23 protein-coding genes, 1 tRNA gene and 1 riboswitch are annotated in these 23,991 nt (G+C 73.3%); of the genes, 13 read left to right on the forward strand and 11 right to left on the reverse strand.

The annotated features are described in order from the left end of the window. Positions 1–21: 21 nt before the first annotated feature. From CR938_RS01585 to CR938_RS01600, 4 genes are all read right to left on the reverse strand, one after another. Positions 22–1,419: a M28 family peptidase gene (locus CR938_RS01585; protein ID WP_162123330.1), complete on the reverse strand. Its 1,398-nt coding sequence runs from the start codon at positions 1,417–1,419 to the stop codon at positions 22–24. A gap of 95 nt (positions 1,420–1,514) precedes the next feature. Next, complete coding sequence (mscL, locus tag CR938_RS01590; RefSeq protein ID WP_162123331.1) at positions 1,515–1,937, reverse strand: large-conductance mechanosensitive channel protein MscL; 423 nt, start codon at positions 1,935–1,937, stop codon at positions 1,515–1,517. Positions 1,938–2,012: 75 nt separating this feature from the next. Beyond that, positions 2,013–2,720, reverse strand: a complete 708-nt coding sequence (locus tag CR938_RS01595; protein ID WP_162123332.1) for a fumarylacetoacetate hydrolase family protein — start codon at positions 2,718–2,720, stop codon at positions 2,013–2,015. A 51-nt stretch (positions 2,721–2,771) separates the two neighbouring features. Then, complete coding sequence (locus CR938_RS01600; RefSeq protein WP_162123333.1) at positions 2,772–3,059, reverse strand: hypothetical protein; 288 nt, start codon at positions 3,057–3,059, stop codon at positions 2,772–2,774. Positions 3,060–3,124: 65 nt separating this feature from the next. Here CR938_RS01600 and CR938_RS01605 point away from each other — a divergent pair, with 65 nt between their 5' ends. Then, positions 3,125–3,472, forward strand: a complete 348-nt coding sequence (locus CR938_RS01605) for a Rieske (2Fe-2S) protein (RefSeq protein ID WP_162123334.1) — start codon at positions 3,125–3,127, stop codon at positions 3,470–3,472. Positions 3,473–3,478: 6 nt separating this feature from the next. On the opposite strand, the gene CR938_RS01610 is transcribed toward CR938_RS01605, so the two are convergent. The 4 genes from CR938_RS01610 to thiS all read right to left on the reverse strand — a co-directional run bounded on the left by CR938_RS01610 (position 3,479) and on the right by thiS (position 7,276). Beyond that, positions 3,479–5,338: an SLC13 family permease gene (locus CR938_RS01610; RefSeq protein ID WP_162123335.1), complete on the reverse strand. Its 1,860-nt coding sequence runs from the start codon at positions 5,336–5,338 to the stop codon at positions 3,479–3,481. An 80-nt stretch (positions 5,339–5,418) separates the two neighbouring features. Then, positions 5,419–6,159 carry a tRNA (guanosine(46)-N7)-methyltransferase TrmB gene (trmB, locus tag CR938_RS01615; RefSeq protein WP_162123336.1) on the reverse strand — a complete coding sequence of 247 codons (741 nt, stop codon included), beginning with the start codon at positions 6,157–6,159 and terminating at the stop codon, positions 5,419–5,421. 76 nt (positions 6,160–6,235) lie between these two features. After that, on the reverse strand, positions 6,236–7,030 hold the full coding sequence (locus CR938_RS01620; protein WP_162123337.1) for a thiazole synthase: 795 nt from the start codon (positions 7,028–7,030) through the stop codon (positions 6,236–6,238). Positions 7,031–7,075: 45 nt separating this feature from the next. Then, entirely contained in the window at positions 7,076–7,276 is a 201-nt protein-coding gene (gene thiS, locus CR938_RS01625) for a sulfur carrier protein ThiS (RefSeq protein WP_162123338.1), read from the reverse strand. Between the two features lie 128 nt (positions 7,277–7,404). Between thiS and CR938_RS01630 the strand changes: the two genes are divergently transcribed. The 6 genes from CR938_RS01630 (at position 7,405) to CR938_RS01655 (ending at position 13,141) form a co-directional block, all read left to right on the forward strand. Continuing rightward, entirely contained in the window at positions 7,405–9,198 is a 1,794-nt protein-coding gene (locus CR938_RS01630) for an autotransporter outer membrane beta-barrel domain-containing protein (protein WP_162123339.1), read from the forward strand. Positions 9,199–9,266: 68 nt separating this feature from the next. Beyond that, a tRNA-Gly gene (locus CR938_RS01635) sits at positions 9,267–9,340 on the forward strand. Between the two features lie 65 nt (positions 9,341–9,405). Continuing rightward, complete coding sequence (rimK, locus tag CR938_RS01640) at positions 9,406–10,290, forward strand: 30S ribosomal protein S6--L-glutamate ligase (RefSeq protein WP_162123340.1); 885 nt, start codon at positions 9,406–9,408, stop codon at positions 10,288–10,290. Positions 10,291–10,594: 304 nt separating this feature from the next. Beyond that, positions 10,595–11,080 (forward strand): hypothetical protein, encoded by a 486-nt coding sequence (locus CR938_RS01645; RefSeq protein WP_162123341.1) that lies wholly within the window; start codon positions 10,595–10,597, stop codon positions 11,078–11,080. A 26-nt stretch (positions 11,081–11,106) separates the two neighbouring features. Continuing rightward, complete coding sequence (locus CR938_RS01650) at positions 11,107–11,790, forward strand: response regulator transcription factor (protein ID WP_162123342.1); 684 nt, start codon at positions 11,107–11,109, stop codon at positions 11,788–11,790. Further along, on the forward strand, positions 11,777–13,141 hold the full coding sequence (locus tag CR938_RS01655; protein WP_162123343.1) for a sensor histidine kinase: 1,365 nt from the start codon (positions 11,777–11,779) through the stop codon (positions 13,139–13,141). Before CR938_RS01650 ends, CR938_RS01655 begins: the two co-directional genes overlap by 14 nt. Positions 13,142–13,159: 18 nt before the next feature. On the opposite strand, the gene CR938_RS01660 is transcribed toward CR938_RS01655, so the two are convergent. After that, complete coding sequence (locus CR938_RS01660) at positions 13,160–13,867, reverse strand: DUF4124 domain-containing protein (protein ID WP_162123344.1); 708 nt, start codon at positions 13,865–13,867, stop codon at positions 13,160–13,162. Positions 13,868–13,927: 60 nt separating this feature from the next. Then, on the reverse strand, positions 13,928–14,752 hold the full coding sequence (metF, locus tag CR938_RS01665) for a methylenetetrahydrofolate reductase [NAD(P)H] (RefSeq protein WP_162123375.1): 825 nt from the start codon (positions 14,750–14,752) through the stop codon (positions 13,928–13,930). Positions 14,753–14,881: 129 nt separating this feature from the next. On the opposite strand from metF, the gene CR938_RS01670 reads away from it, so the two are divergent. Genes CR938_RS01670 through CR938_RS01690 form a run of 5 tightly spaced genes read left to right on the forward strand, consistent with a single transcriptional unit; the run spans position 14,882 to position 19,704 of the window. Beyond that, entirely contained in the window at positions 14,882–15,436 is a 555-nt protein-coding gene (locus CR938_RS01670) for a DUF3228 family protein (protein ID WP_162123345.1), read from the forward strand. Positions 15,437–15,495: 59 nt separating this feature from the next. Continuing rightward, the gene (locus tag CR938_RS01675) at positions 15,496–16,203 is read left to right on the forward strand and encodes a DUF3348 family protein (protein WP_162123346.1); all 708 of its coding nucleotides are present in this window, start codon (positions 15,496–15,498) and stop codon (positions 16,201–16,203) included. 20 nt (positions 16,204–16,223) lie between these two features. After that, the gene (locus CR938_RS01680; protein ID WP_162123347.1) at positions 16,224–18,431 is read left to right on the forward strand and encodes a DUF802 domain-containing protein; all 2,208 of its coding nucleotides are present in this window, start codon (positions 16,224–16,226) and stop codon (positions 18,429–18,431) included. Between the two features lie 2 nt (positions 18,432–18,433). Next, entirely contained in the window at positions 18,434–19,075 is a 642-nt protein-coding gene (locus CR938_RS01685; RefSeq protein ID WP_162123376.1) for an OmpA family protein, read from the forward strand. After that, positions 19,072–19,704, forward strand: a complete 633-nt coding sequence (locus CR938_RS01690; RefSeq protein WP_162123348.1) for a DUF2894 domain-containing protein — start codon at positions 19,072–19,074, stop codon at positions 19,702–19,704. Before CR938_RS01685 ends, CR938_RS01690 begins: the two co-directional genes overlap by 4 nt. A gap of 35 nt (positions 19,705–19,739) precedes the next feature. On the opposite strand, the gene ahcY is transcribed toward CR938_RS01690, so the two are convergent. Continuing rightward, on the reverse strand, positions 19,740–21,188 hold the full coding sequence (gene ahcY, locus CR938_RS01695) for an adenosylhomocysteinase (protein ID WP_162123349.1): 1,449 nt from the start codon (positions 21,186–21,188) through the stop codon (positions 19,740–19,742). A gap of 34 nt (positions 21,189–21,222) precedes the next feature. Continuing rightward, positions 21,223–21,324: riboswitch (S-adenosyl-L-homocysteine riboswitch) on the reverse strand. A gap of 132 nt (positions 21,325–21,456) precedes the next feature. Between ahcY and CR938_RS01700 the strand changes: the two genes are divergently transcribed. Beyond that, positions 21,457–23,940 carry a S9 family peptidase gene (locus CR938_RS01700; RefSeq protein ID WP_162123350.1) on the forward strand — a complete coding sequence of 828 codons (2,484 nt, stop codon included), beginning with the start codon at positions 21,457–21,459 and terminating at the stop codon, positions 23,938–23,940. Positions 23,941–23,991 lie beyond the last annotated feature (51 nt).

Genomic DNA, 23,991 nt, shown 5'->3' on the forward strand with positions numbered 1-23,991 from the left:
CGTCCGTGGCGCGCCGTGGGGTCACCTGGCCGGGGTGGCCACGTGGCTGCCGAAATCGCCCTCGGCCTCGGCGGCCAGCCAGGCGAACACCGCCCAGGCGGCGCCGTTCTGCGCCAGCGCCTCCGGGTCCACCTTGTCCAGGGTGTCGTCGGCGGTGTGGTGCAGGTGGAAGTAGTCGCTGCCGTCCTGCGCCAGCCAGGCCCAGGTCACGCCCCTGGCCGCCAGCGGGCCGATGTCCGGGCCCGGGCCGCCCTCGCCGGGCGCGTACTCGATGCCCAGCGGGGCCAGCGCTTGGGCGATCTGCTCGGTGGCCTTGCGCGCGTGCTCCGGCGCGCCGGTGTTGAAGGCGTAGACGCGGCCGGCACCGAAGTCGCTCTCGGCAGCCAGGACGTGGCGCGCGGCCTCGCCGGCGTGGCGCTCGGCGTAGGCACGCCCGCCCAGCAGGCCCTGCTCCTCGTTGGCGTAGGCCACCACCCGGATGCTGCGCGCCGGGCGCCGCGGCATCTGCCTGATCAGGTGCGCGGCGGCCATGGTGATGCCGATGCCGGCGGCGTCGTCCACCGCGCCGGTGCCCAGGTCCCAGGAGTCCAGGTGCGCGCCCAGCAGCACCACCTCCTGCGGGCGGCTGCGGCCGGTGATCTCGCCGATCACGTTGTACGAGGTGTAGGTGCCGTCCCAGCCGCAGTCCAGGGCCAGGCGCACGCGCACCGGTCCGCGCTCGAGCAGGCGCGCCAGCTGGTCGGCGTCGGGATTGGCCAGGGCGGCCGAGGGCACCGGTTCCAGACCCTCGTCGAAGCGGGTGATGCCGGTGTGCGGCAAGCGGTGGCTGTCGGTGCCGGCCGAGCGCATCAGGAAACCGGCCGCGCCCTTGCGGATGGCCAGCGACGGGCCGCGCGAACGCACCGCGCCGCCGGGGCCGTAGCCGCGGCCGTCGCGCGCGGCTTCCATGCGGTAGTCCACGAAGGCGATCTTGCCGGCCAGCGAGCCTTCCGGCGCGGCCTCCAGCGCGGCCAGGTCGGCGAAGCGCACCACCTCGCCCTCGACCGTGCCGCCGGGGCTGCCACCCAGCGCGGTCACCGCCAGCGGCTGGGCGTGCGGACCCAGCACCTGCGCGCTCTCGGCGCGGCGCTCCCACTTCGGGAAGGTGACCGGCTCGGTCCAGACCTTGTCGAAACCCAGCTCGCGGAACTTGGCCTGGGCCCAGGCCACGGCGCGCGCGTCGGCCTCGCTGCCGGCCAGGCGCGGGCCGATCTCGGTGGTCAGCGACTCGGTGACCTGCCAGGCGGTAGCGTCGGCCAGGGCGCGCTCGCGCAGCTGCGCGGCCGCTTCCAGGGCCGGGGCGGGGATGCGGGTTTCCTTCGGCGCGGCGTGCGCGCAGCAGGCGAACAGGGCGGCGGCAAGCAGTGCGAGGCGTGGCATGCGGGCTCCGGCTCCGGGTTGGGATTCCGCGAAGCCTAGCAAAGCGCCCGCGGCCGCTCCCGTGCACCTGGTCACGGGAGCGGCGGGGCCGTGCCTCAGCGCTTGAGCGCGTCGCGGATCTGGCGCAGCAGCAGCACTTCCTCGCTCGGCTCCGGCGGCGCGGCCGGGGCTTCCTCTTCCTGCTTGCGGCGACGGGCCAGGCGGTTGACGCCCTTGACCAGCATGAAGATGGCGAAGGCCACGATCAGGAACTGGATGACGGTGTTGAGGAACTCGCCATAGCCGATCACCACCGCCGGGATCTCGCTGCCGTCGGCGGCCACGCGCGCCGGCGCGAGGGTCCAGGCCAGGTCGGAGAAGTCGACGTTGCCGATCAGCCAGCCCAGCGGCGGCATGATGACCTTGTCCACCAGCGCGGTGACGATCTTGCCGAAGGCGCCGCCGATCACCACGCCCACGGCGAGGTCGATGACGTTGCCGCGCATGGCGAATTCCTTGAACTCGCTGATCATGCCCATCTCGTTCTCCTTCTCTGTCTACGGGTGCCCGCGGCACGGGCGCGAAGCGTAACCCGCGCCGGGCGCGGGCGGCGATCAGGCGGCGACGCGGCCGTGCAGGGTGGCGATGCCGTCCAGGCTGGCGGCGAAGGCGTCACCGGGTCGCAGCGCGGCCACTCCGGCCGGGGTGCCCATGAACACCAGGTCGCCGGCGCGCAGTGCGTACAGCCTGGACAGCTCGTGCAGGATCTCCGGCACGTTCCAGATCAGGTCGTCCAGCGAGCCGCGCTGGCGCGGCTGGCCGTTGACCTCCAGCTCCAGCACCCGGCCGTCGAGCGCGCCGGCCGCGGCGGCCGGCACCAGCTCGCCCACCGGCGCGGAGTGGTCGAAGCCCTTGGCCGTGTCCCAGGGCAGGCCCTTGGCCTTGGCCGCGGCCTGCAGGTCGCGCCGGGTCAGGTCCAGGCCCACGGTGTAGCCGAACACCAGTGCCTGAGCCTGCTCCACCGGCAGCACGCCGGCCGGGGCGTCGGCGCCGATGGCCACCACCAGCTCCACCTCGTGGTGCAGGTCGGCGGTGGCCGGCGGGTACGGCACCACGCCGTCCACCACCACGGCGTCGGCCGGCTTCATGAAGAACACCGGGGTGCCGCGCTCGGCCTTGCTGCCCGGCACCGCGGCGCCCATCTCGCGGGCGTGGTCGGCGAAGTTGCGGCCCACGCAGTAGATGCGGCGCACGGGGAACTGGCCGCCGCCGCGCACCGGGACGCGCGGGACGGACGGAGCGGGGATCACGTCGTCGGTCATCTGGGGTATCCGGCCGGAGGAACGGGCCGGACAGTCTACGCGTTGCGGCCCTCAGCGCGAGGCCGGCAGCACCGGCTTGCGCAGCACCCGGTACTCGGCGTCCACCACCTGGGCGCCGTTGCGCACCGGCGAGCCGCCGCCGCGGCGCAGCAGCTTCCAGGCCAGGCCGCCGGCCACCATCGCGGTGCCGACGAACAGGCCCACCACCACCAGGCACGCCAGCAGCACCACGCCCACCAGCCCCAGGGCCAGGCGCACCAGCGGCGAGCGCGGCTTGCGCGGGGCCGCGAACAGGGAGTGCAGCCGGGTGGTGTGGAAGCGGAAGGAGCGGAATTGCATGGGAGCTGCCGTGCCAGAATGGCGGGGTGGCCGGCAGTATCGGCCGGAAGCCTGTCGAGGTTGTGATGAGTTCGTTAAACGCGCCGCCCTTGGTCAGCCTGGAGGCGATTCCCGACGGCGGCCTGGTGGCCGTGGACGCGGTGCTGGACGGGGAAACCGAGTCGCTGGTGGTGCACCGCGCCGGCGCGGCGGTGCGGGCCTGGCTCAACGTCTGCCCGCATGCCGGGCGCCGCCTGGACTGGGCGCCAGGGAAGTTCCTGCTCAGCCGCGAGGGCCAGCTGGTGTGCGCCGCACACGGGGCCAGCTTCGAGCTGGAGGGCGGCCAGTGCGTGGCCGGACCGTGCCGCGGCGACGCGCTGCGCGCGGTGCCGGTGGCGGTGCGCGATGGCCAGGTGTGGCTGGCGGAGGCCTGAGCCGGCTCAGCGGCCCCAGAACATCAGGTTGACCACGCTCACCGCGATCACGGTGTACAGCAGCGACAGCGGACCGCCCACGCGCCACAGCTGGCGCGAGGTGTAGCCGGCCGGGCCGGTGATCATCGAGATCACCGGGTTGGAGGCGGTCATCAGGTTGTTGGAGGCCGACAGCGCCGCGACCAGGGCGAAGGCGGTCGGATCGCCGCCCACCGCCAGGGCCAGGTTGATGGCGATGGGCACCATCACGATGGTCGCACCCACGTGGCTGATCACCAGCGAGAAGCCGGTGGTCAGCAGCGCCACCACCACCTGCAGGACCCACGGCGGCGTGCCCTCCGGCAGCCGTTCCAGGGTGTTGCCGGCCACCCAGGCGGCCGCGCCGCTGCTGTCCATGGCCCAGCCCAGCGGGATCAGGCAGGCGGTCAGGAACACCGTCTTCCAGTTGATGGCGGCGTAGGCCTCGTCCATCTTCAGCACGCCGGCCAGCAGCATGCCGGCCACGCCGGTCATCAGGGTCAGCGACACCGGCAGTTTGCCGGTGAGGGCGATGGCGATGGTCGCCGCGAAGATCGCCATGGCGATCTTGAACTTGTGCGGGCGCTGCTCGCCCTTGGGGTAGTCGGTGACCACGGCGAAGTCGCGGCTCTCGGCCGCGCGCGCCAGGTCCTGCCAGAAGCTGTGGAACACCAGCATGTCGCCGGCGCGCAGCGGCACCGAGCGCACGTCCTCGCGGATGACCTGCTTGTCGCGGTTGATCGCCAGCAGGCTGATGCCGTGGCTGTGGCGCAGGCGCAGCTCGCGCGCGCTCTTGCCGATGAAGCGCGAGGTCGGCGGCACCACCGCCTCGGAGATGCCGGCGCGCGCCGGGTTGAACAGGTCGCCGAGGTGGCGCAGGCGCGAGGACATGCGCAGGAACTGGTTCTGGGCGAAGTCCGCGACCTGCTGGCGCGGGCCCATCACGCCCATCACGCTGCCCACCCAGATGCGCATGTCCGCCGGCGGCGCCAGGCGGGTGTCGTTGCCGGTCTTGAGGGCCAGCAGCAGCGGCGCGTCGTGCAGCGACTCGGCCTCGGCCACGGTCATGCCCACCAGCGGGCTCTCGGTGGTGACGGTCAGCTCGAACACGTCACCCTCGATGCCGTAGGTGCGGGCGAAGTAGCTGTCGGTGCGCGCGGGGGTGACGTTCTCCCCGCCGGCCGCGGTCTCCAGCTCGGCCAGCTTGCGGTTGCCGTAGAAGCGGAAGTACAGCAGCGAGGCCACCAGCAGGGTGATGCCCACCGGCGCCGGCGCGAACATCGGCAGCTGCTCCAGGGTGGCCATGCCCGAGGGCAGGTTGGCGTTGGCCGACACCAGCAGGTCGTTGAGCAGGATCAGCGGCGAGTTGCCGACCATGGTCAGCGCCGCGCCCATGACGATGGCCGCCGAGATCGGCAGCAGCAGCCGCGACAGGGCCAGGCCGGTACGCGAGGCCAGACGCGAGGCGACCGGCAGGTACAGCGCCATCACCGACGGGTTCTGCATGAACGAGGAGTTGAGGCCGGCGATGGCCGAGGTCATCAGCAGCAGCCGCTGCTCGATGCCGTGGCCGCGCCGCAGCAGCCAGGCGGCCAGGCGGTTGAGCGCGCCGGTGCGGTCCAGACCCGCGCCCAGGACCATGGTGGCCATGATGCTGATGACCGCGTTGCCGGAGAAGCCGCTGAAGATCTCCTCCGGCGCGATCAGACCGGTCACGCCGAGGACCACGAGGACCACCAGCGCCACCAGGTCGGCGCGGATGCGGTCGAACACGAACATGGCCATCGTGAACCCGACCAGGCCCAGCACCAGGCGCATGTCGTTGGTCAGGGTCAGGCCGGATTCCATTGGCGCCGCAGGTCCTTATGGCGTGGCGGTGGAACGCCGCATGCGGCGGGGGGCTGCGCTGCCGGCGTCGGGTCCGTGGCTCATGTTCCCGGCGAGTTTAGCTCCGGCAGGGCGACGCGGTCATACAGCAGGTCCCAGACCCCGTGGCCCAGGCGCAGGCCGCGCCGCTCGAAATGGGTCTCCGGGCGCCATTCCGGCCGGGGCACGTGGCCGCGCGGGCCGGCGCGGTTCACCAGGCCGGGGGTGGCGTCGAGCACGTCCCACATGTGCTCGGCGTAGTCCTGCCAGTCGGTGGCCAGGTGCAGGCGCCCGCCCACCCGCAGCTTGCGCACCAGCAGGGCGGCGAACTCCGGCTGCACCAGGCGGCGCTTGTGGTGGCGCTTCTTGTGCCAGGGGTCGGGAAAGTAGATGCGCACCTCGTCCAGGGCGCCATCGGCGATCTCGTTGCGCAGCACCTCCACGGCGTCGTGGTGGTACACGCGCACGTGGTGGCTGCCGTCGGCCTTGAGGGCGTTGAGCAGCCGGCCCACACCGGGAGCGTGGACCTCCAGGCCGATGTAGTCGCGGTCCGGGTCCTGCCGCGCGGCGAAGCGCAGCGCCTCGCCGTTGCCGAAGCCGATCTCCATCACCTTCGGCGCGCTGCGGCCGAACACCGCGTCCAGGTCGCGCGGCCGGCCGGTGTACTCCAGGCCGAACAGCGGCCAGGCCTCGTCGAAGGCGCGCTGCTGGGCCGGGGTGAAGCGGCCCTGGCGCAGCACGAAGCTGCGCACCGCGCGGCGGCCTTCCTCGACCGTATAGGGTTTGGGTGGCGTCTTGCTCACGTCGTTTCAGTCCATGCGGCGGCGTGGCCGCCTCCCCGGGCAGGGCGGGGCGCCGCCGGCCGGCGGCGCGCCCGGCTCATTCGATCAGGCCGTCCACCGGCGAGGAGGCGCTGGCGTGGCGCTTGCGCGGGATACGGCCGGCCAGGAACGCCTCGCGCCCGGCCTCGACCGCCTTGCGCATGGCGCTGGCCATCAGCACCGGGTCCTTCGCGCCGGCGATGGCGGTGTTCATCAGCACGCCGTCGCAGCCCAGCTCCATGGCGATGGCCGCGTCCGAGGCGGTGCCCACACCGGCGTCCACCAGCCCCGGCCCCCTGGCGTTCTCGATGATTTCCAGCAGGGTGTAGCGGTTCTGGATGCCTAGGCCCGAGCCGATCGGCGCGGCCAGCGGCATCACCGCCACGCAGCCGATCTGCTCCAGCTGGCGGGCCACGATCGGGTCGTCGGAGGTGTAGACCATCACGGCGAAGCCGTCGGCCACCAGCATCTCGGCCGCCTTCAGCGTCTGCACCACGTCCGGGTACAGGGTCTTCCGGTCGCCCAGCACCTCCAGCTTGACCAGGTTGTGGCCGTCCAGCAGCTCGCGCGCCAGGCGGCAGGTGCGCACCGCCTCCTCGGCGGTGTAGCAGCCGGCGGTGTTGGGCAGGATGGTGTACTTCTCCGGCGGCAGCACGTCGAGCAGGTTCGGCTCGCCGGGGTTCTGGCCGATGTTGGTGCGGCGGATGGCGACGGTGACGATTTCCGCGCCGGCCGCCTCGGTGGCCAGGCGGGTCTGTTCCAGGTCCTTGAATTTGCCGGTCCCGGTGAGCAGGCGCGAACGGAAGGTCCGGCCGGCGATGACCAGCGGATCGCGTGGGGGCGTGGTGTTCATCACGCGATTATGGCCCGGCGTGGCGGTGCCGGGGTAGCCGCGGGCTCAGCCGCCGCCCAGGGCGTGCACGATCTCCACCCGGTCGCCGGGCTGCAGCGCGTGGCTGGCATGGGCGCCGCGCGGCACGATCCGGCCATTGACCTCCACCGCCACGCGGCGGCCGGCCAGGCCCTCGCGCTCGAGCAGGGCGGCCACGGTGGTGCCGGGTTCCAGGGTGCGCGGTTCTCCGTTCAGTGCGATCTCCATGGCGCCTATTGTGGCACCGGGCGCGCGTTGCCGCAGCGCAGCGTGAACGGCGCCGGCCTGATCTGGGACCATCCGCGGCCGTACGCGGCGTGCCCCCGGCGCGCCACCGGCCCCACAAAGGAGAATCCATGACCCTGCGTCCGCACCGTTCGGCGCTCGCCGTCGCCCTGGCCCTGGCGGCCACCCCGGCCTTCGCCGGCGAGTACTCCGGCACCGTCTTCTTCGGCGACAGCCTGACCGACTCGGGCCACTTCCAGTCCCAGATCCCGGCCGAGGCACGCCCGGTGACCGGCAAGTTCACCACCAACCCGTCCTGGGTGTGGGCCGAACACCTGGCCAAGTACTTCGGCGGCAACGGCCGCACCGCCAATCAGGGCGGCGACAACTACGCCCAGGGCGGCTCGCGCGTGACCGTGCAGAACGGCCCGGCCGAATCCACCCTGGCCCAGGTCGGCGCCTACCTGGCCGCCCACGGCGGCCGCGCCGATCCGGACGCGCTGTACACCGTCTGGACCGGCGCCAACGACCTGTTCGCCGTGGCCGCCGGCACGGAACCGGCCGCCGAGACCATCGCCACGGCCGTGGGCGGCGTGGTCCGGATCGTCGGCACGCTGCAGGGTGCCGGTACCCGCTACGTGCTGGTGCCGAGCCTGCCGGACATGGGCCTGACGCCCGATGCCCGCGCGGCCGGTCCGGTCGGCCAGGCCGCCCTCAGCCAGCTGTCGGCCAACTACAACAGCGCCATGTACGGCGCCCTGGCCCAGGCCGGGTACCGGGTGATCCCGCTGGACACCTACACCATGCTGCGCGAGGTCGTGGCCAACCCGGCCGAGTTCGGCCTGCGCAATGTGACCGACGCGGCCTGCCAGCCGCCGGGCAGCAGCTCGCTGACCTGCATGCCGCCGTCCTACGTGAGCCCGGACGCCGGCAACACCTACCTGTTCGCCGACGGCGTGCATCCCACCGGGGCGGCGCACGAGGTGCTGGCCGACTACGCCATCTCGGTGCTGGAGGGTCCGCGCCTGGCGGCGATCATTCCGCATTCGGCCGCCGTCATCGGCCGCTCGCGCGCCGAACAGGTGGCCGGCCACGTCGCCGGCCGTCCGGAGGCCGGCACCCGCTGGTGGGGCGGCCTGCGCGCCGACAACCAGCGCTACGACCATGCCGACCTGTACGACGGCCTGGCCCCGGCCGGCCTGTTCGGCGTGGACTGGAGCAACGGCAGCGGCCTGGTGTGGGGCGGCTTCCTCGGCTACGGCCGCATGGACGCCGACTTCGGCGGCCGCCGCGGCGGCTTCGAGCAGGCCGGCACCACCCTCGGCGGCTTCGCCGGCTGGTACGGCGAGCGCGCCTGGGTGAACGGCCAGGTCAGCTACACCCGCCTGGACATCGACGTGGACCGCCGCGTGCAGATGGGCAAGGCGGTGCGCCACCACGGCGGCTCCACCGACGGCACCAACACCGCGGTGGGCGTGTCCGGCGGCTACCTGTTCGGCGAGGGCGTGGTCCGCCACGGCCCGGTGGCCAGCCTGCTGTGGCAGAAGGTGGAGGTGGACGGCTGGACCGAGGGCAACCGCTCCTCCAGCGCGCTGGCCTTCGGCGACCAGGAGCTGGATTCGCTGGTCGGCAGCCTGGGCTGGCAGGTCATGATCCACGGCCAGGCGCTGTCCCCGTACGCCCGCCTGACCTGGGACCACGAGTTCAAGGACGCCCCGGAGCAGGCCTTCGCCCGCCTGCAGACCCTGCCGGACATCGAGTACGCCGTGCCGGGTCTGGGCATCGACGACGACTACGGCACCGCGGTGCTGGGCGCGCGCCTGGGCCTGTTCGGCCTGGACGCCGACGTGGGCCTGCGCAGCACGCTCGGCCGCCAGGGCGGGCAGGACACCGGGGTGTTCCTGAGCCTGTCCGGCCGCTTCTGAACGGCGCCCGCGGCGCGGCGGGGGGACCGTTGCGCCGCGGCTCCCGCGTCCATAGACTCTTGGACCGCGCGGGTGTAGTTCAATGGTAGAACTGCAGCTTCCCAAGCTGCTAACGTGGGTTCGATTCCCATCACCCGCTCCATTTTCCCGGAACGCCGCGTCCCGACGCGGCGTTTCGCTTTCCAGGCGCGGCGTCCCGACGGCGGCATGAAGCTGGCGATCCTCTCCCGTAACGGCTCGCTGTACTCGACCCGGCGCCTGGTCGAGGCCGCCCGCGCCCGCGGCCACTCGGTGCGTGTGCTCGACCCGCTGCGCTGCTACATGCGCATCGCCCCCGGCGGCTTCGCCATGCACTACAAGGGCCGGCCGGTGTCCGGCTACGACGCGGTGATCCCGCGCATCGGCACGTCCATCACCCGCTACGGCACCGCGGTGCTGCGCCAGTTCGAGCTGATGGGCAGCTACAGCCCCAACCCGTCCGACGCCATCCTGCGCGCCCGCGACAAGCTGCGCACCCACCAGATCCTGGCCGCGCAGGGCATCGACCTGCCCACCACGGTGTTCGGCGACAACCCGGACGACACCCAGGACCTGCTTTCGCTGCTGGGCCCGCCGCCGCACGTGATCAAGCTCACCGAGGGCACCCAGGGCGCCGGGGTGATGCTGGCGGAGAAGGCGTCCGCCTCGCGCGCTGTGGTCGAGGCGCTGCGCGGGCTGTACGCCAACTTCGTGGTCCAGGAGTTCGTGGCCGAGGCCGGCGGCTCGGACCTGCGCTGCCTGGTGGTCGGCGACCGGGTGGTGGCAGCCATGCGCCGGCAGGCCCCGGAGGGCGAGTTCCGCTCCAACCTGCACCGTGGCGGCCAGGCCAGCGCGGCCGAGGCCAGCCCGGAGGAGCGGGCGGTGGCGGTGCGCTCGGCGCGCGCGCTGGGCCTGGGCGTGGCGGGAGTGGACCTGGTCGCCTCGGCGCGCGGCCCGTTGGTGCTGGAGGTCAATTCGACCCCCGGGCTGGAGGGGGTGGAAGGTGCCTGCGGGGTCGACGTGGCCGGCGCGATCATCGATTACGTGGCCGAAAAAGCCAAGAAGAATCAATAAATTGAACGGTAGTTCAAGGCGTCTCACAGGGTGTGAGACGGCGCCGTTTAACACCCCCTTAATCGAGCCGGGCTTAGGCTTCCCCGGACCGCAGCTCCTTCGTCAGCCGGGAGCGCCGCGCTTCCGGAAGCAGCGAGAGATACGGTAATCGGGGCAACAACGTTGGGCCCAGGCGGTGTGCTGCCGTCTGGGCCTTTTTCTGTCCGCCGTCCGCACCGCCGGTCACGTGTTTGCCCGCTCACGCGGGCCCCGGCAGAATCGGGCAACCGGCGCGCGCGCCATTGAGATGGACTCCGAGGTGGCAATGAGGAAGCTGCTCGCGTTCGCCCTGCTGGCACTGGCTGCCGGCGCCCAGGCCGCGGCCGTCGCCGGGGAGGGGTTCCCGCCCGAGAAGGGACTGGACGTGGCCACGCCGTTCGAGGTGCAGCGGACGGCGATCCTGCAGGCCCTGCAGGAGGGCAGGGTTTACGCCGAGATCACCCCGGACAACCGCCGGCGGGTGCTCGCCTCGCTGGACCGGATGGTGGAGCTGCTGGCCGGCCGGCCGGTCGCGGAACTTTCCGAGGCCGACAGGATCGAAGTGTTCAACCACCAGGAGCTGGTCAACACCCTCCTGGCCGGGGCCCGCGAGGACAGCCGCCTGGTGTGCAGGCGCGAGACCCGGGGGGGCTCGCACCGCCCCACCAACCGCTGCATGACGGTGGCCGAGCGCCGCCGGGCGCGCGAGGAGTCGCAGGTCGCCCTGGACGAGATCCAGCGCGCCGCGACCCGGGCCCGGGAACCGAACTGAACCAGACAACCCAGCCGGAGCCGCCCGTGCGCATCCTGGTCATCGAAGACAACAGCGACATCGCCGCCAACCTCGGCGACTACCTCGAGGACCGCGGCCACACCGTGGACTTCGCCGCCGACGGCGTCACCGGGCTGCACCTGGCCGTGGTCCACGATTTCGACGCCATCGTCCTGGACCTGAACCTGCCGGGCATGGACGGCATCGAGGTCTGCCGCAAGCTGCGCAACGAGGCGCGCAAGCAGACCCCGGTGCTGATGCTCACCGCCCGCGACAGCCTGGAGAACAAGCTGGCCGGCTTCGACTCCGGCGCCGACGACTACCTGATCAAGCCGTTCGCGCTGCAGGAGGTCGAGGTCCGGCTCAACGCCCTGGCCCGGCGCGGCAAGGGCGTGCAGACCCGGGTGCTGACCGTCGGCGACCTGGAATACAACCTGGATACCCTGGAGGTGCGCCGCGAAGGGAAGCTGCTGCAGCTCAACCCCACCGCGCTGAAGATCCTGCAGGCGCTGATGGAGGCCTCGCCGGCCGTGGTCACCCGCCAGGAGCTGGAGACCCGGGTTTGGGGCGAGGAACTGCCCGACTCGGACTCCCTGCGCGTGCACATCCACGGCCTGCGCGCCGTCGTGGACAAGCCGTTCGCCGTCCCCTACATCCAGACCCGGCACGGCATCGGCTACCGCATCGCGGCTCCCGATGGCGGCAGCTGAGGCTTCCCCGCCGCCCCCGCGCCGGAGCCGCCGCTTCCGGCGGCGGCTGCGCACCCGCATCATCCTCTCGTTCCTGCTGCTGGGCACGGGCCTGACGGCCCTGTTCGCGTTCCTGACCGACTACGCGCGCCAGCGCGTGGAGAACCAGCTGGTCGAGGACGTGATGAACCGCAACATCGACGAGTACGCGCGGCGGTTCTACTCCGACCCGAGCGGCAACCCGGCCGTGCCGATGGAGCAGATCCGCGCCTACGTGTTCTCGCCGGCCAGCGAGCGCCTGCGCCGCGACTTCCCGGAGTGGGTGGACCTGAGTGACGGCATCTACGGCATCACCGGCAGGGACGTGGACGGCAAGCCCTACGCCTACAAGCTGGCGGTGCGCAAGGCGCCGGACGCCTGGTTCTACCTGGCCTACGACCTGACCGAGACCCAGCGCAGCCAGACCCAGCTCAAGCGCACCCTGTACGCGGCGGTGGTGCTGTTCTCCGGACTGTCGCTGCTGATCGGCTGGTGGTCGGCGTCGCGGGTGATGCGGCCGGTGTCGGACCTGGCCGCGCGCCTGCGCGCCTACCGCAGCAGCAGCGATCCCAAACCGCTGGCGCCGCACTTTCCGGACGACGAGGTCGGCCAGCTGGCCGAGGCCCTGGACGACTACGCGGCGCGCCTGACCGAGGTGGTGCGGCGCGACCGCGAGTTCAACGCCGACGTCAGCCACGAGTTGCGCACGCCGCTGGCGGTGATCAAGGGTGCGGTGGAGCTGCTGCTCTCGCGCCCGGACCTGGACGAGCGCACCCGCGCGCGCCTGCTGCGCATCCAGCGCGCCGAGCAGCAGTGCAGCGACCTGATCGGCTCGCTGCTGCTGCTCTCGCGCAACGAGCGCGGCCAGGGCTGCAGCGACGTGGTCAAGGTGGCCGAGCAGCTGCTGGACTCGCACCGCGCCCAGCTCGGCGGCAAGCCGCTGCAGCTGCGCCTGGAGGGGCGCGAGGCCGGTTTCACCGTGGAGGCGCCGGAGGCGGCCGTGTCGGTGGCCCTCGGCAACCTGATCGGCAACGCGGACAAGTACACCCCGCGGGGCGAGGTGGTGGGGCGCCTGCTGCCGGGCGCGGTGCAGGTGCTGGACACCGGCCCGGGCCTGAGCGAGGAGGACGCGGCCGGCCTGTTCCGGCGCGGCTACCGCGGCACCCATGCCGGCCACTCGCAGGGTGCCGGCATCGGCCTGTCCATCGTCAGCCGCCTGTGCGACCTGTATGGCTGGGAGGTGAGCGTGCGCCCGCGCCAGGACGGCACCCGCGGCGTGGTGGCCACCATCACCTTCGGTCCTTCCGCCGCGGAGGCGGGAACCGCGACCTGAAGCCCGGGGCGCGGCGATTCAGAGCCGGATCCAGAAACAGCCGTAGTGGCGACGCAGCCCGAACACGGTGCGCACCGGCGTGGCCGTGCCGGCCAGGGTCTGCTCCAGGCGCAGCCCCACCGGGCGCGGCGGCCGTGGCGCGGCCGGCGGTGATGCGGCGGGGTCGGGGGGGGCGTCCGCGGGGGCGGGCGCCGGTGCGCCGGGGTCGGCCGGGGGCGCGGCGAGGTGGCCGGCCCAGCTGGGCATCCAGGCCGCCTCCGGCGGCGCGGGCGCCGGCGCTTCGGCCGCCGCGGGGGGCGGGGCCGGTGGCGCCGGTGGCGGTGCGCTTTCGGCACGGACCGGTGCGATGTCCACCAGCGGCCTGGCCACGATCGCCTCCAGCTGGTCGAACACACGCGCGGCCTGGCGCGCGTCCACGCCGTTCCAGTCGTACACCGCCGACAGCCGGTTCACGTCGCGGCTGCGCACCGCCGCGGCGATCTCCTGCACCAGCGCGCCCAGCGTGCGCGGGCAGCCACCCGGGCGCGGCGGCGGCGCCGTGGTGCCCCCACGCGCGCCGGCGGGCGCGGCCGGCACGCGTTCGTATGCGCCGATGTCGGCGCAGCGCTGGTCGCTGAACCCGGGACGGCCCTCGGCATCCGTGCAGCGGTGCACCTGGGCCGGGGCGGGGGCCGGCAGCGCGGGCAGCGCGGCCAGCAGCACGGGGGCGGTGGAACGGGGGGGCATGCCCGCAGCCTAGCCGTGTGCGGCGGGCGCGGGAAGGCGGCACGGGGCGTGCGCGCCGGTTCAGGCCAGGCGGCGCAACACCGCCTCGGTGGGCCGGGCCAGGTTGAGGGTGTAGAAGTGCAGCGCCGGCGCGCCCCCCTCGACCAGGCGCCGGCACAGCCCGGCGACCACGTCGGCGGCGAACTCGCGCACCGCCGCCACGTCGTCGCCCAAGGCCTGCATGCGCTTGCCGATCCAGCGCGGGATCTCCGCGCCGCAGGCCTCGGAGAAGCGGCGCAGCTGGGTGAAGTTGGAGATCGGCATGATCCCCGGCACGATCGGGACGTCCACGCCGGCGCGGCGGGCGTCGTCCACGAAGCGGAAGTAGGCGTCGGCGTTGTAGAAGTACTGGGTGATGGCGCCGTCGGCGCCGGCCTCGACCTTGGCCTTGAAGTGGCGCAGGTCGGCCAGCGCGTCCTCGGCCTGCGGGTGCACCTCGGGATAGGCTGCCACCTCGATGCGGAAGCGGTCGCCATGCTCGGCGCGGATCAGGGCCACCAGCTCGGCGGCGTAGCGCAGGTCGCCCGGATGCCCCATGCCGGAGGGCAGGTCGCCGCGCAGGGCGACGATGCGGCGGCAGCCGATGGCCCGGTACAGCTTGAGCAGCTCGCGGATCTCCTCGCGCGTGCCGCCCACGCAGGACAGGTGCGGCGCGGCCTCCAGGCCCAGGTCCTGCTGCAGGTGGCGCACGGTCTCGGAGGTGTAGCTCAGGGTGGAGCCGCCGGCGCCGAAGGTGCAGGACACGTACTCCGGGGCGAAGGCGCGCAGGCGCGCCACGGTGCGGTCCAGCTGGGCGCGTTGTTCGTCGGTCTTGGGCGGGTAGAACTCGAAGCTGATCGGGACCATGCGGGCGGCCGGGCGCGGGACGGGTGTCATCATATCTCTTTATCGCGATGGAAGCATGGCTTGCCGGCGGCCCGCGTCCGCGCGCCGGGCGGCGGCGGCCGCGCCGCGCGGTTCTGCGACAATGGCCGGATGAGCATCGTCATGACGCCTTTCGCCCGCGCGCGCCTGTTCCCGCGCGACGGCCGCGCCACCGCCATCCAGGACTGCACCGCCGAGGAGTTCGTGCGCCGGCTCAACGAGGAGCTGCCGTTGAAGGTGCTGCCCGGCTACGCCCCGTTCTGCCGGCTGCACGTCCACCGCAACTGGACCTCGACCCGTTGCTCGGTGATCCCCATCACCGACGACAACCGCCACCTGCTGCGCAGCGCCTACGAGGCGCGCACCAGGGAGGAGCTGCCGGTGCTGGTGCGCTGGTTCGAGGGCCTGCAGCCGCCGGTGGCCAGGTACCTGATCCCGATCCTGTACAGCGCCGAGCAGATGGCCAGGGAAGGCAGCCCGATCGACGGCGACTGGGGCATCGTCGGCTGCCTGTACACCATGGAGCCGGAGGAGATCCCGATGGCGCCGATCACCATGATGCGCAACGCCCTGGGCGTGGAGGAGGGCGGTTCGGGCGTGCCGCTGGACCGCCAGGCCTACCTGCGCTCGGTGGCTTTCTGGGAGCGGCATGCCAACTGGCGCTGAGTCCGCCGGCGGCCCGCGCGGCTGCCTGTAGAATGACCGCCTTTTGGGCTGCCAGAGCCATGGAGACAGCACTGCCGCGGTCCGTCGCCGGTCCCGCCTTCGTCCGCCTGCTGGCCTCCGTGGTGCAGCTGGAGGGGGCCGCTCCCGAGGCGGGCCTGCTGGAGAAGCTGGGCCAGTGGGTGGACTGGAACCGCGCCGTGTCGCTGGCGCGCGCGCTGGATGGCCGCGTCGCCCCCGCGTCCGCGCCGGCCGCCGCGCTGGACGGCCTGCGCGCGGAGGCGGCGCGGGTCCGCGCGGCCCTGGCCGCGGCCATCGCCGACGCCCGGGCATGGGACGAGGCCGCGGTGGATCCGGCCGGCCTGCCGGAACCGGATGCCGCGGCCGAGTTCGCCGGCCTGCGCAGGCGCTACCTCAGGTTGCAGGACGCCATCGCCGCCGCCACCGGCCGCCTGCGTGGCCAGCTGCGCGAGGCGCTGGCCGCGCGCTCGCCGGAGCTGGCGCGGCTGGGCGAGATCGACGCGGTGCTGGAGGGGGTGCTCAGCCCGCGCGAGCACGCCCTGCTGGGCGCGGTGCCCGCCCTGCTCGAACGCGCCTTCCTGCGCCTGCACGCGCAGGCCCACGACCACCCGGCCGGGGACGCGGATGCCCCGGCCTCCCCGCCGCCGGGCGACTGGCGCGCACGCTTTCGCCGCGACCTGCAGGCCCTGCTGCAGGCCGAGCTGGAGGTGCGCTTTTCGCCCATCGACGCCCTGCTGGCGGCGGCCTGACCTTGCCGAATTCCCCCCAGATGACCCACAAGCTGCTGCATTCGACCGCTTCCTTCCTCGGCCTGGCCGCCATCGCCTGGGTGGCGATCGCCTACGCCGGCACCAGCGCCTGGATCCTGCCGGTGCTGGCGCTGATCGCCGCCGCCTTCCTGGCCGGCGCGCTGGAGCTGCACCGCTACCGCCGCGACAGCGCGGGGCTGGCCGCGGCCCTGGATGGGCTGGCCTCGCCGCCGGCCTCGCTGCAGGCCTGGCTGGAGCAGGTGCCGTCCGGTCTGCGCCATGTGGTGGCCCTGCGCGTGGAGGGCGCACGCGGCGGTCTGCCGGCCCCGGTGATGTCGGGAGCACTGGCCGGCCTGCTGGTGCTGCTGGGCATGCTCGGCACCCTGCTGGGCATGATGAGCACCCTGCGCGGCACCGGCATCGCCCTGGAGACGGCCGCCGACCTGCAGACCGTGCGCGACGCCCTGGCCGCACCGGTCAAGGGCCTGGGCTTCGCCTTCGGCACCTCGATCGCCGGCATCGCCACCTCGGCCATGCTCGGCCTGATGGCGGCGCTGGCGCGGCGCGAGCGCCAGGCCGTGGCGCGCAGGCTGGAAGCGGCCATGGTCGGGCCACTGCACGCCTACACCCACGCCCGCCAGCGCGAGGACACCTACCGCGCGCTGCAGGAGCAGGCGCGCCACATGCCGGCGCTGGTGGAGCGGCTGGAGGCGCTGGCCCGGACCCTGGAGGAGCAGGCCCGCGCCGGCCACGAGCGCCTGGACGCGCGCCAGCGGGAGTTCCACGCCCGTGCCGAGGCCGCCTACACCCGCCTGGCGGACTCGGTGGAGCAGTCGCTGCGCGAGAGCATCGCCGGCGGCGCCGAGGCCGCCGGCCGCGCCCTGCAGCCGGTGCTGGAGGCGACCCTGGCGCGGATCGCCGAGGGCACGCGCGCGCTGCAGGACACGTTGGCGCAGACCGTGCAGCGCCACGTGCAGGAATCGGCCGCCGGCTTGGAGCAGGCCACCGCGCGCATCGCCGCCACCTGGGACGCGGCGCTGGCGGAGCACCGCCAGGCCGGCCAGGCGCAGGCGCAGGGGCTGGAACAGGCCCTGCAGCGGTTCGGGGACGGCTTCGAGCAGCGCAGCCGCGAGCTGGCCGAAGGCCTGGCCACGCGCCTGGACGGCAGCGTGGCTGCCATCGCCGCCGGCTGGGATGCCGCGCTGGCGCGCCAGCAGGCGCTGCAGGCACAGGCCGCGCAGGAACAGCGCGCCACCGTGGAGGACGCGGCCGCCGCCTTCGCCCGCCAGGCGCAGGAGCTGCTGGCTGCGATGCGCGAGGCGCAGGTCGCGCTGCAGGCGGCGCAGCAGCGCCAGGTGGACGAGGGCCGTGCGGCCCTGGCCGCGGCCGCCGAGGCCTTCCGCGGCCAGGCGGAAGCCCTGGCCGACACCCTCGGCCAGTCGCAGGCGCGCCTGGAGGCGGTGCTGGCCGCGCGCGAGGGCGAGCGCCTGGCGGCGTGGACGCGGTCGCTGGCCGAGCTGGGCACGGCGCTACGTGAGGAGTGGCGGCAGCTGGGCCAGGCCGCGGCGCAGGAGCAGCGCCAGGCCTACGCGGCCATCGCCGAGAGCGCGCAGGCCGCCGCCGAGCAGGCGCGCGCGCACGGCGCGCAGACCATCGCCGAGGTCGGCCGCCTGGTCGAGGCCGCCACCCGGGCCCCGCGCGCGGCGGCTGAGGTGGTGGAGAGCCTGCGCCAGTCGCTGTCCGAGAGCATGGTGCGCGACACCGCCATGCTGGCCGAGCGCAACCAGCTGATGGAGACCCTGGCCACCCTGCTGCAGGCGGTCAACCATGCCTCCACCGAGCAGAAGGCGGCCATCGACGCGCTGGTGGCGGCCTCGGCCGAGCTGCTGGAGCGGGTCGGTGCGCGCTTCGGCGAGCAGGTGGAAAGCGGTACCGCGCGCCTGGACGCGCTGGCCGCGCGGGTGGACGCCGGCGCGGCGCAGGTGGCCGGCCTGGGCGAGGCCTTCGGCGCCGCGGTGGAGGCCTTCGGCGAGGTCAACGGCCGCCTGGCCGAGCGCCTGGAGCGGATCGAGGGCGCGCTGCAGCAGGCGCTGGCGCGCAGTGACGAGCAGCTGGCCTACTACGTGGCGCAGGCGCGCGAGGTGGTGGACCTGAGCCTGCTGGCGCAGAAGCAGATCGTCGAGGACCTGCGCCAGCTGGCGGCGGCGCGCGCGGAACAGGCGGCATGAGCATGGACCACGAGCTGGATGCCGCGCTGGACGAAGGCGCTCCGGTCTGGGCCAGCTTCGGCGACCTGATGGCGGTGCTGCTGGGCGTGTTCGTGCTGATCCTGGCCGGCGTGATCGGCGTGCAGCTGCACCTGGAGACCCGGCTCAAGGACGAGATCCGCCAGCGCGAGCAGGCCGAACAGCGCCGCCAGGCGCTGGAGCAGGCCCTGGCCGCGCCGCTGGCCGGAGGCCGCATCACCCTGGTGGACGGGCGCATCGGCATCCGGGGCAGCGTGCTGTTCCCGCGCAACTCCGACCGTCTGTCGGAGGAGGGCGGGAAGGTGCTGGCCGAGCTGGCCGGGCCGCTGAAGGAATACCTGCAGGCGCGTGGCGAGATCCTGATGGTCAGCGGCTTCACCGACGACCGCCCGATCCACGAGGACAACGCGCTGTACCGCGACAACTGGGAGCTGTCGGCCAAGCGCGCGCTGACCGTGACCCGTGCGCTGATCGACGCCGGCGTGCCCAGTTCGCAGGTGTTCGCCGCCGCCTTCGGCGCCGAACACCCGGTGGCCTCCAATGCCGACGAGAAGGGCCGGGCGCAGAACCGCCGCGTGGAGATCGCCCCGATGCCGCGTCCCGGGCAGGGGCAGGAGGGGCGATGAGCCACGCCGGCGACCGCACCGGCGGCATGCAGGCGCCGGACGGCGTCCGCGGGCTGCTGCTGGAGGCGCTGCGCCGCCGCCGCGACCGCGCCGCGGGCCCGGTGCGCGCGCTGCTGGATGCGCGCATCGCCGCGCTGGAACAGGCCGCGGACGCTGCATCCGCGGAGGCCGGCACACCGCCGGGCCTGGCCGCGCTGGCGGCGCTGGTGGCCGGGCTGCGTGCCCGGCAGGCGCCGGCTTCGCCCGACCACGACGTGGCCGGGGACGCCGCCGCCGCGCCCGCGTCCGATCCGGCGGCCGCGCCGCCGGCGCCGCCGCTGCTGCGGGAGGCGCGCGCGATGTGGCAGACGGTGCGCACGCGCAGCCAGCTGCGGCGCGCGCGCAGCCAGCCGCTGGAACATGCCGGGCCGCTGAACTCGGCCAAGCTGGCCGGGCGCGCGCTGGACACCATCGGCAACATCGCGCCCGGCTACCTCGAGCATTTCGTCGCCTACCTGGACGTGCTGGCCGGACTGGAGGCCCTCCTGGGCGCCGCGCCCGCCGCCGCGCCGGCCTTCCCGGCGCGGCGTCCGCCGCGTCCGCGCACTCCCCGCAGGAAGACGGCGCGCAGGAACGAAACGGGCGCCTGAAGGCGCCCGTCCATTGCCCGTCGCGCTGCCCGCGCTCAGTAGCGGTAGTGCTCGGGCTTGTACGGCCCGTCCACCGGCACGCCGATGTACTCGGCCTGCTCCGGCGTCAGCTTCGTCAGCTTCACGCCGATCTTCTCCAGGTGCAGGCGCGCCACTTCCTCGTCCAGCTTCTTCGGCAGGCGGTAGACCTTCTTCTCGTACCGGTCGCGGTTGGCCCACAGGTCCATCTGCGCCAGGGTCTGGTTCGAGAACGAGTTGGACATCACGAAGCTGGGATGGCCGGTGGCGCAGCCCAGGTTGACCAGGCGGCCCTCGGCCAGCAGGAACAGCGAGCGGCCGTTGGGCAGGTCGTAGCGGTCCACCTGCGGCTTGATGTTGACCTTCTTCACGCCATCCAGGGCGTTGAGGCGGTCCACCTGGATCTCGTTGTCGAAGTGGCCGATGTTGCAGACGATGGCCTGGTCCTTCATCTGCAGCATGTGCTCCAGGCGGATGATGTCGCGGTTGCCGGTGGTGGTGACGTAGATGTCGGCCTCGCCGAGGGTGTCCTCGACAGTCTTGACCTCGTAGCCTTCCATCGCCGCCTGCAGCGCGCAGATCGGGTCGATCTCGGTGACGATCACCCGGCAGCCGTAGGCGCGCAGGCTCTGCGCCGAGCCCTTGCCCACGTCGCCGTAGCCGCAGACCACCGCCACCTTGCCGGCCAGCATCACGTCCATGGCGCGCTTGAGGCCGTCGGCCAGCGACTCGCGGCAGCCGTACAGGTTGTCGAACTTGCTCTTGGTGACCGAGTCGTTGACGTTGATCGCCGGCACCAGCAGCTTGCCGCGCTCGGCCAGCTGGTAGAGGCGGTGCACGCCGGTGGTGGTCTCCTCGGAGACGCCCTTCCAGTCGGCGACCACGCGCGCCCAGAAGCCCGGGCGCTCCTTCGCCACGCGCCTGAGCAGGTTCTTGATCACCTGCTCCTCGTGGCTGGAGGAGGGCGATTCGACCCAGCTGGCATCGCCCTGCTCGTACTCGTAGCCCTTGTGGATCAGCAGTGTCACGTCGCCGCCGTCGTCCACGACCAGCTGCGGGCCGAGGAAGCCGCCCTGGCCGTCGGGGAAGGACAGCGCGGCGAGCGTGCAGTCCCAGTACTCCTCCAGCGTCTCGCCCTTCCAGGCGAACACCGGGGTGCCGGTGGCGGCAATGGCCGCGGCGGCGTGGTCCTGGGTGGAGAAGATGTTGCACGAGGCCCAGCGCACGTCGGCGCCGAGGTCCTTGAGCGTCTCGATCAGCACCGCCGTCTGGATGGTCATGTGCAGCGAGCCGGTCACGCGCACACCCTTGAGCGGGGCCTGCGGCGCGTACTTGCGGCGGATCGACATCAGGCCGGGCATCTCGTGCTCGGCGATGTCGATCTCCTTGCGGCCCCAGTCGGCCAGGCTGATGTCGGCGACCTTGTAGTCGCCCGCGGTCGGGAGGTTCTGGATCTGGGCATTCATGGCTGGGTCTCCGTAGTGGCGAGCCTGTGGCTCTGCATTACGGGCGCCGTTGAATGGAAAGCGGTGCCGAGCCTGGCCATCGGGCGGGCGCGGGACGCGGTCCCGGGCCCGCGAGGTCGCAGCGCCCCTCGGCGGAAGCGGCCAGTATATCGCCTGATGGGGATGGAAGGATGAAGCCGTGACTTACGGACCATGGGGGGCGCGGAGGCGCTTGCTATGGTCGGCAGCTCACGCGCCCGCGGCGCGAGGACAACACGGATCAAGCCGAATGAGCCACCCACTCCCCGCCGTGGCCCTGCGCCACGGCCTGCGCCTGTTCTCCCTGCTGTTCCTGCTGGTGCCCGTGCTGGCCTCGGCACGGGACGACGGCGGTTACCGGCTGCCGTCACCGGAGCTGCAGGCCATCGTCGACGCGCCGCGTGCGCCGGCGCTGCTGCCCAGTCCGCGGCGTGACCTGGCGGCCCTGACCCGGATCCCGCCGCTGCCGTCCATCGCCGAGGTCGCGCAGCCGGAACTGAAGCTGGCCGGCATGCGCATCAACCCGCGCACCTGGTCGGCCAGCCGCTTCTCCTTCGCCAGCGACCTGTGGCTGATGGAGCTGGCCAGCGGCCAGGAGCGGCGCATCCAGGGCCTGCCGGAGCCGCTGCGCCTGGCGGAGCTGGAATGGTCGCCGGACCAGAAGTACCTGGCCTTCACCCGCGAGGACGCCGCCGCCGGCACGGTGGAGCTGTGGCTGGTGGACGTGGCTGCCGGGCGCGCGCGCAGGCTGCTGCAGCGCCCGCTGAACACCATCGCCGGCCGGGGCTTCGCCTGGCTGCCGGACAGCCGCCGACTGCTGGTGCGCCTGCGCCCGCGCGGGCAGGGCGAACCGCCGAAGGACGACGGCATCCCCACCGGCCCGAACGTGCAGCAGACCGGTGCCACCGGCGTGGTGCGCGGCGTGCGCACCTATCAGGACCTGCTGAGGAGCGAGGCCCACGCGCGCCTGTTCGCCCACTACCTGACCTCGCAGCTGGCGGTGGTCGGCGTGGACGGCAAGGGCGCCGAGGCCGGCGGCCCGGACCTGTGGCTGGAGGCCAGCGTCTCGCCGGACGGCCGGCACCTGCTGACCACGCGCCTGGAGCGGCCGTTCTCGTTCCTGGTGCCGTACTACTACTTCCCGCGCCGGATCGAGGTGCGGGCGCTGGACGGCAGGCTCGAGCACGAGGTGGCGGCGCTGCCGCTGGTCGAGGGCCTGCCCACCGGCAACGACGCGGTGCCCGCCGGCGTGCGCGCGGTGGCCTGGCGCGAGGACGCCCCGGCCACCCTGGTCTGGGCTGAGGCCCAGGACGGCGGCGATCCGGCGCGCGAGGCGCCGGTGCGCGACCGGGTGTACATGCAGGCGGCGCCCTTCGACCAGCCGCCGCGCGTGCTGGCCGAGCTGGGCTCGCGCTACCGCGGCATCGCCTGGGCGCGCGGCGACCTGGCGCTGCTGACCGAGCGCTGGTGGAAGAACCGCCGGGTGAAGGTCTGGCGCATCGCCCCCGACCAGCCGGACACCGCGCCGGTGCTGGTGCAGGACCGCTCCTACGAGGACCGCTACAACGACCCGGGCACGCCGCTGACCGCGCCGGACGCGGCCGGCCGCCAGCGCCTGCTCGTGGCCGCCGACGGCGAGAGCCTGTTCCTGCGCGGCCAGGGCGCCTCGCCGGAGGGCGACCGCCCGTTCCTCGACAGGGTCAACCTGCGCACCGGCGAGAAGACCCGGCTGTTCCACTCGCAGGCGCCGTACTACGAGGTGCCGGTGGCGCTGCTGGACGACGAGGGCCGGCGCGCGCTGATCACCCGCGAGTCGCCCACCGAGCCGGCCAACTACTACCTCAGGGACCTGTCCGATCCGGCCGCACAGCCGGTGGCGCTGACCCGCTTCCCGCACCCGACGCCGCAGCTGAAGGACGTGCGCAAGGAGCTGATCCGCTACCGGCGCAAGGACGGCGTGGAACTGACCGCCAACCTGTATCTGCCGCCGGGCTACGACCCGCAGCGCGACGGCCCGCTGCCGACGCTGATGTGGGCCTACCCGACCGAGTACAAGTCGGCCGAGGCGGCCAGCCAGGTCACCGGCTCGCCATACCGCTTCAACGCGGTCAGCTACTGGGGCCCGCTGCCGTTCCTGGCGCGCGGCTACGCGGTGGTGGAGGGCTTCTCGGTGCCGATCGTGGGCGAGGGCGAGGCCGAGCCCAACGACACCTACATCCCGCAGCTGGTGGCCAGCGCCGAGGCGGCGATCGAGGAGGTCGTGCGCCGCGGCGTGGCCGACCGCGACCGCATCGCCGTGGGCGGCCATTCCTACGGTGCGTTCATGACCGCCAACCTGCTGGCGCACTCGCGCCTGTTCAAGGCCGGCATCGCCCGCAGCGGCGCCTACAACCGCACCCTCACCCCGTTCGGCTTCCAGTCCGAGGAGCGCAACTACTGGCAGGCGCAGGACGTGTACCTGGCCATGTCGCCGTTCAACTACGCCGACCGGATCAAGGACGCGCTGCTGCTGATCCACGGCGAGGACGACAACAACCCGGGCACCTTCCCGATGCAGAGCGAGCGCCTGTTCGCCGCGGTCAAGGGCCTGGGCGGCAACGCCCGCCTGGTGATGCTCCCGCGCGAATCGCACGGCTACCGCGCGCGCGAGTCGATCATGCACATGCTGTACGAGACCGAGGCCTGGCTCGAGCAGCACCTGCGCCAGGCACCACCGGCCGTCACGGCCGACTGAGGGCAGGGCCCATGCGACGGCCGGCGCCATGCCGGCCGTCGTCTTTCGGTG

This window comes from Pseudoxanthomonas taiwanensis, assembly GCF_010093135.1.
GTDB classification, from domain to species: domain Bacteria; phylum Pseudomonadota; class Gammaproteobacteria; order Xanthomonadales; family Xanthomonadaceae; genus Pseudoxanthomonas; species Pseudoxanthomonas taiwanensis.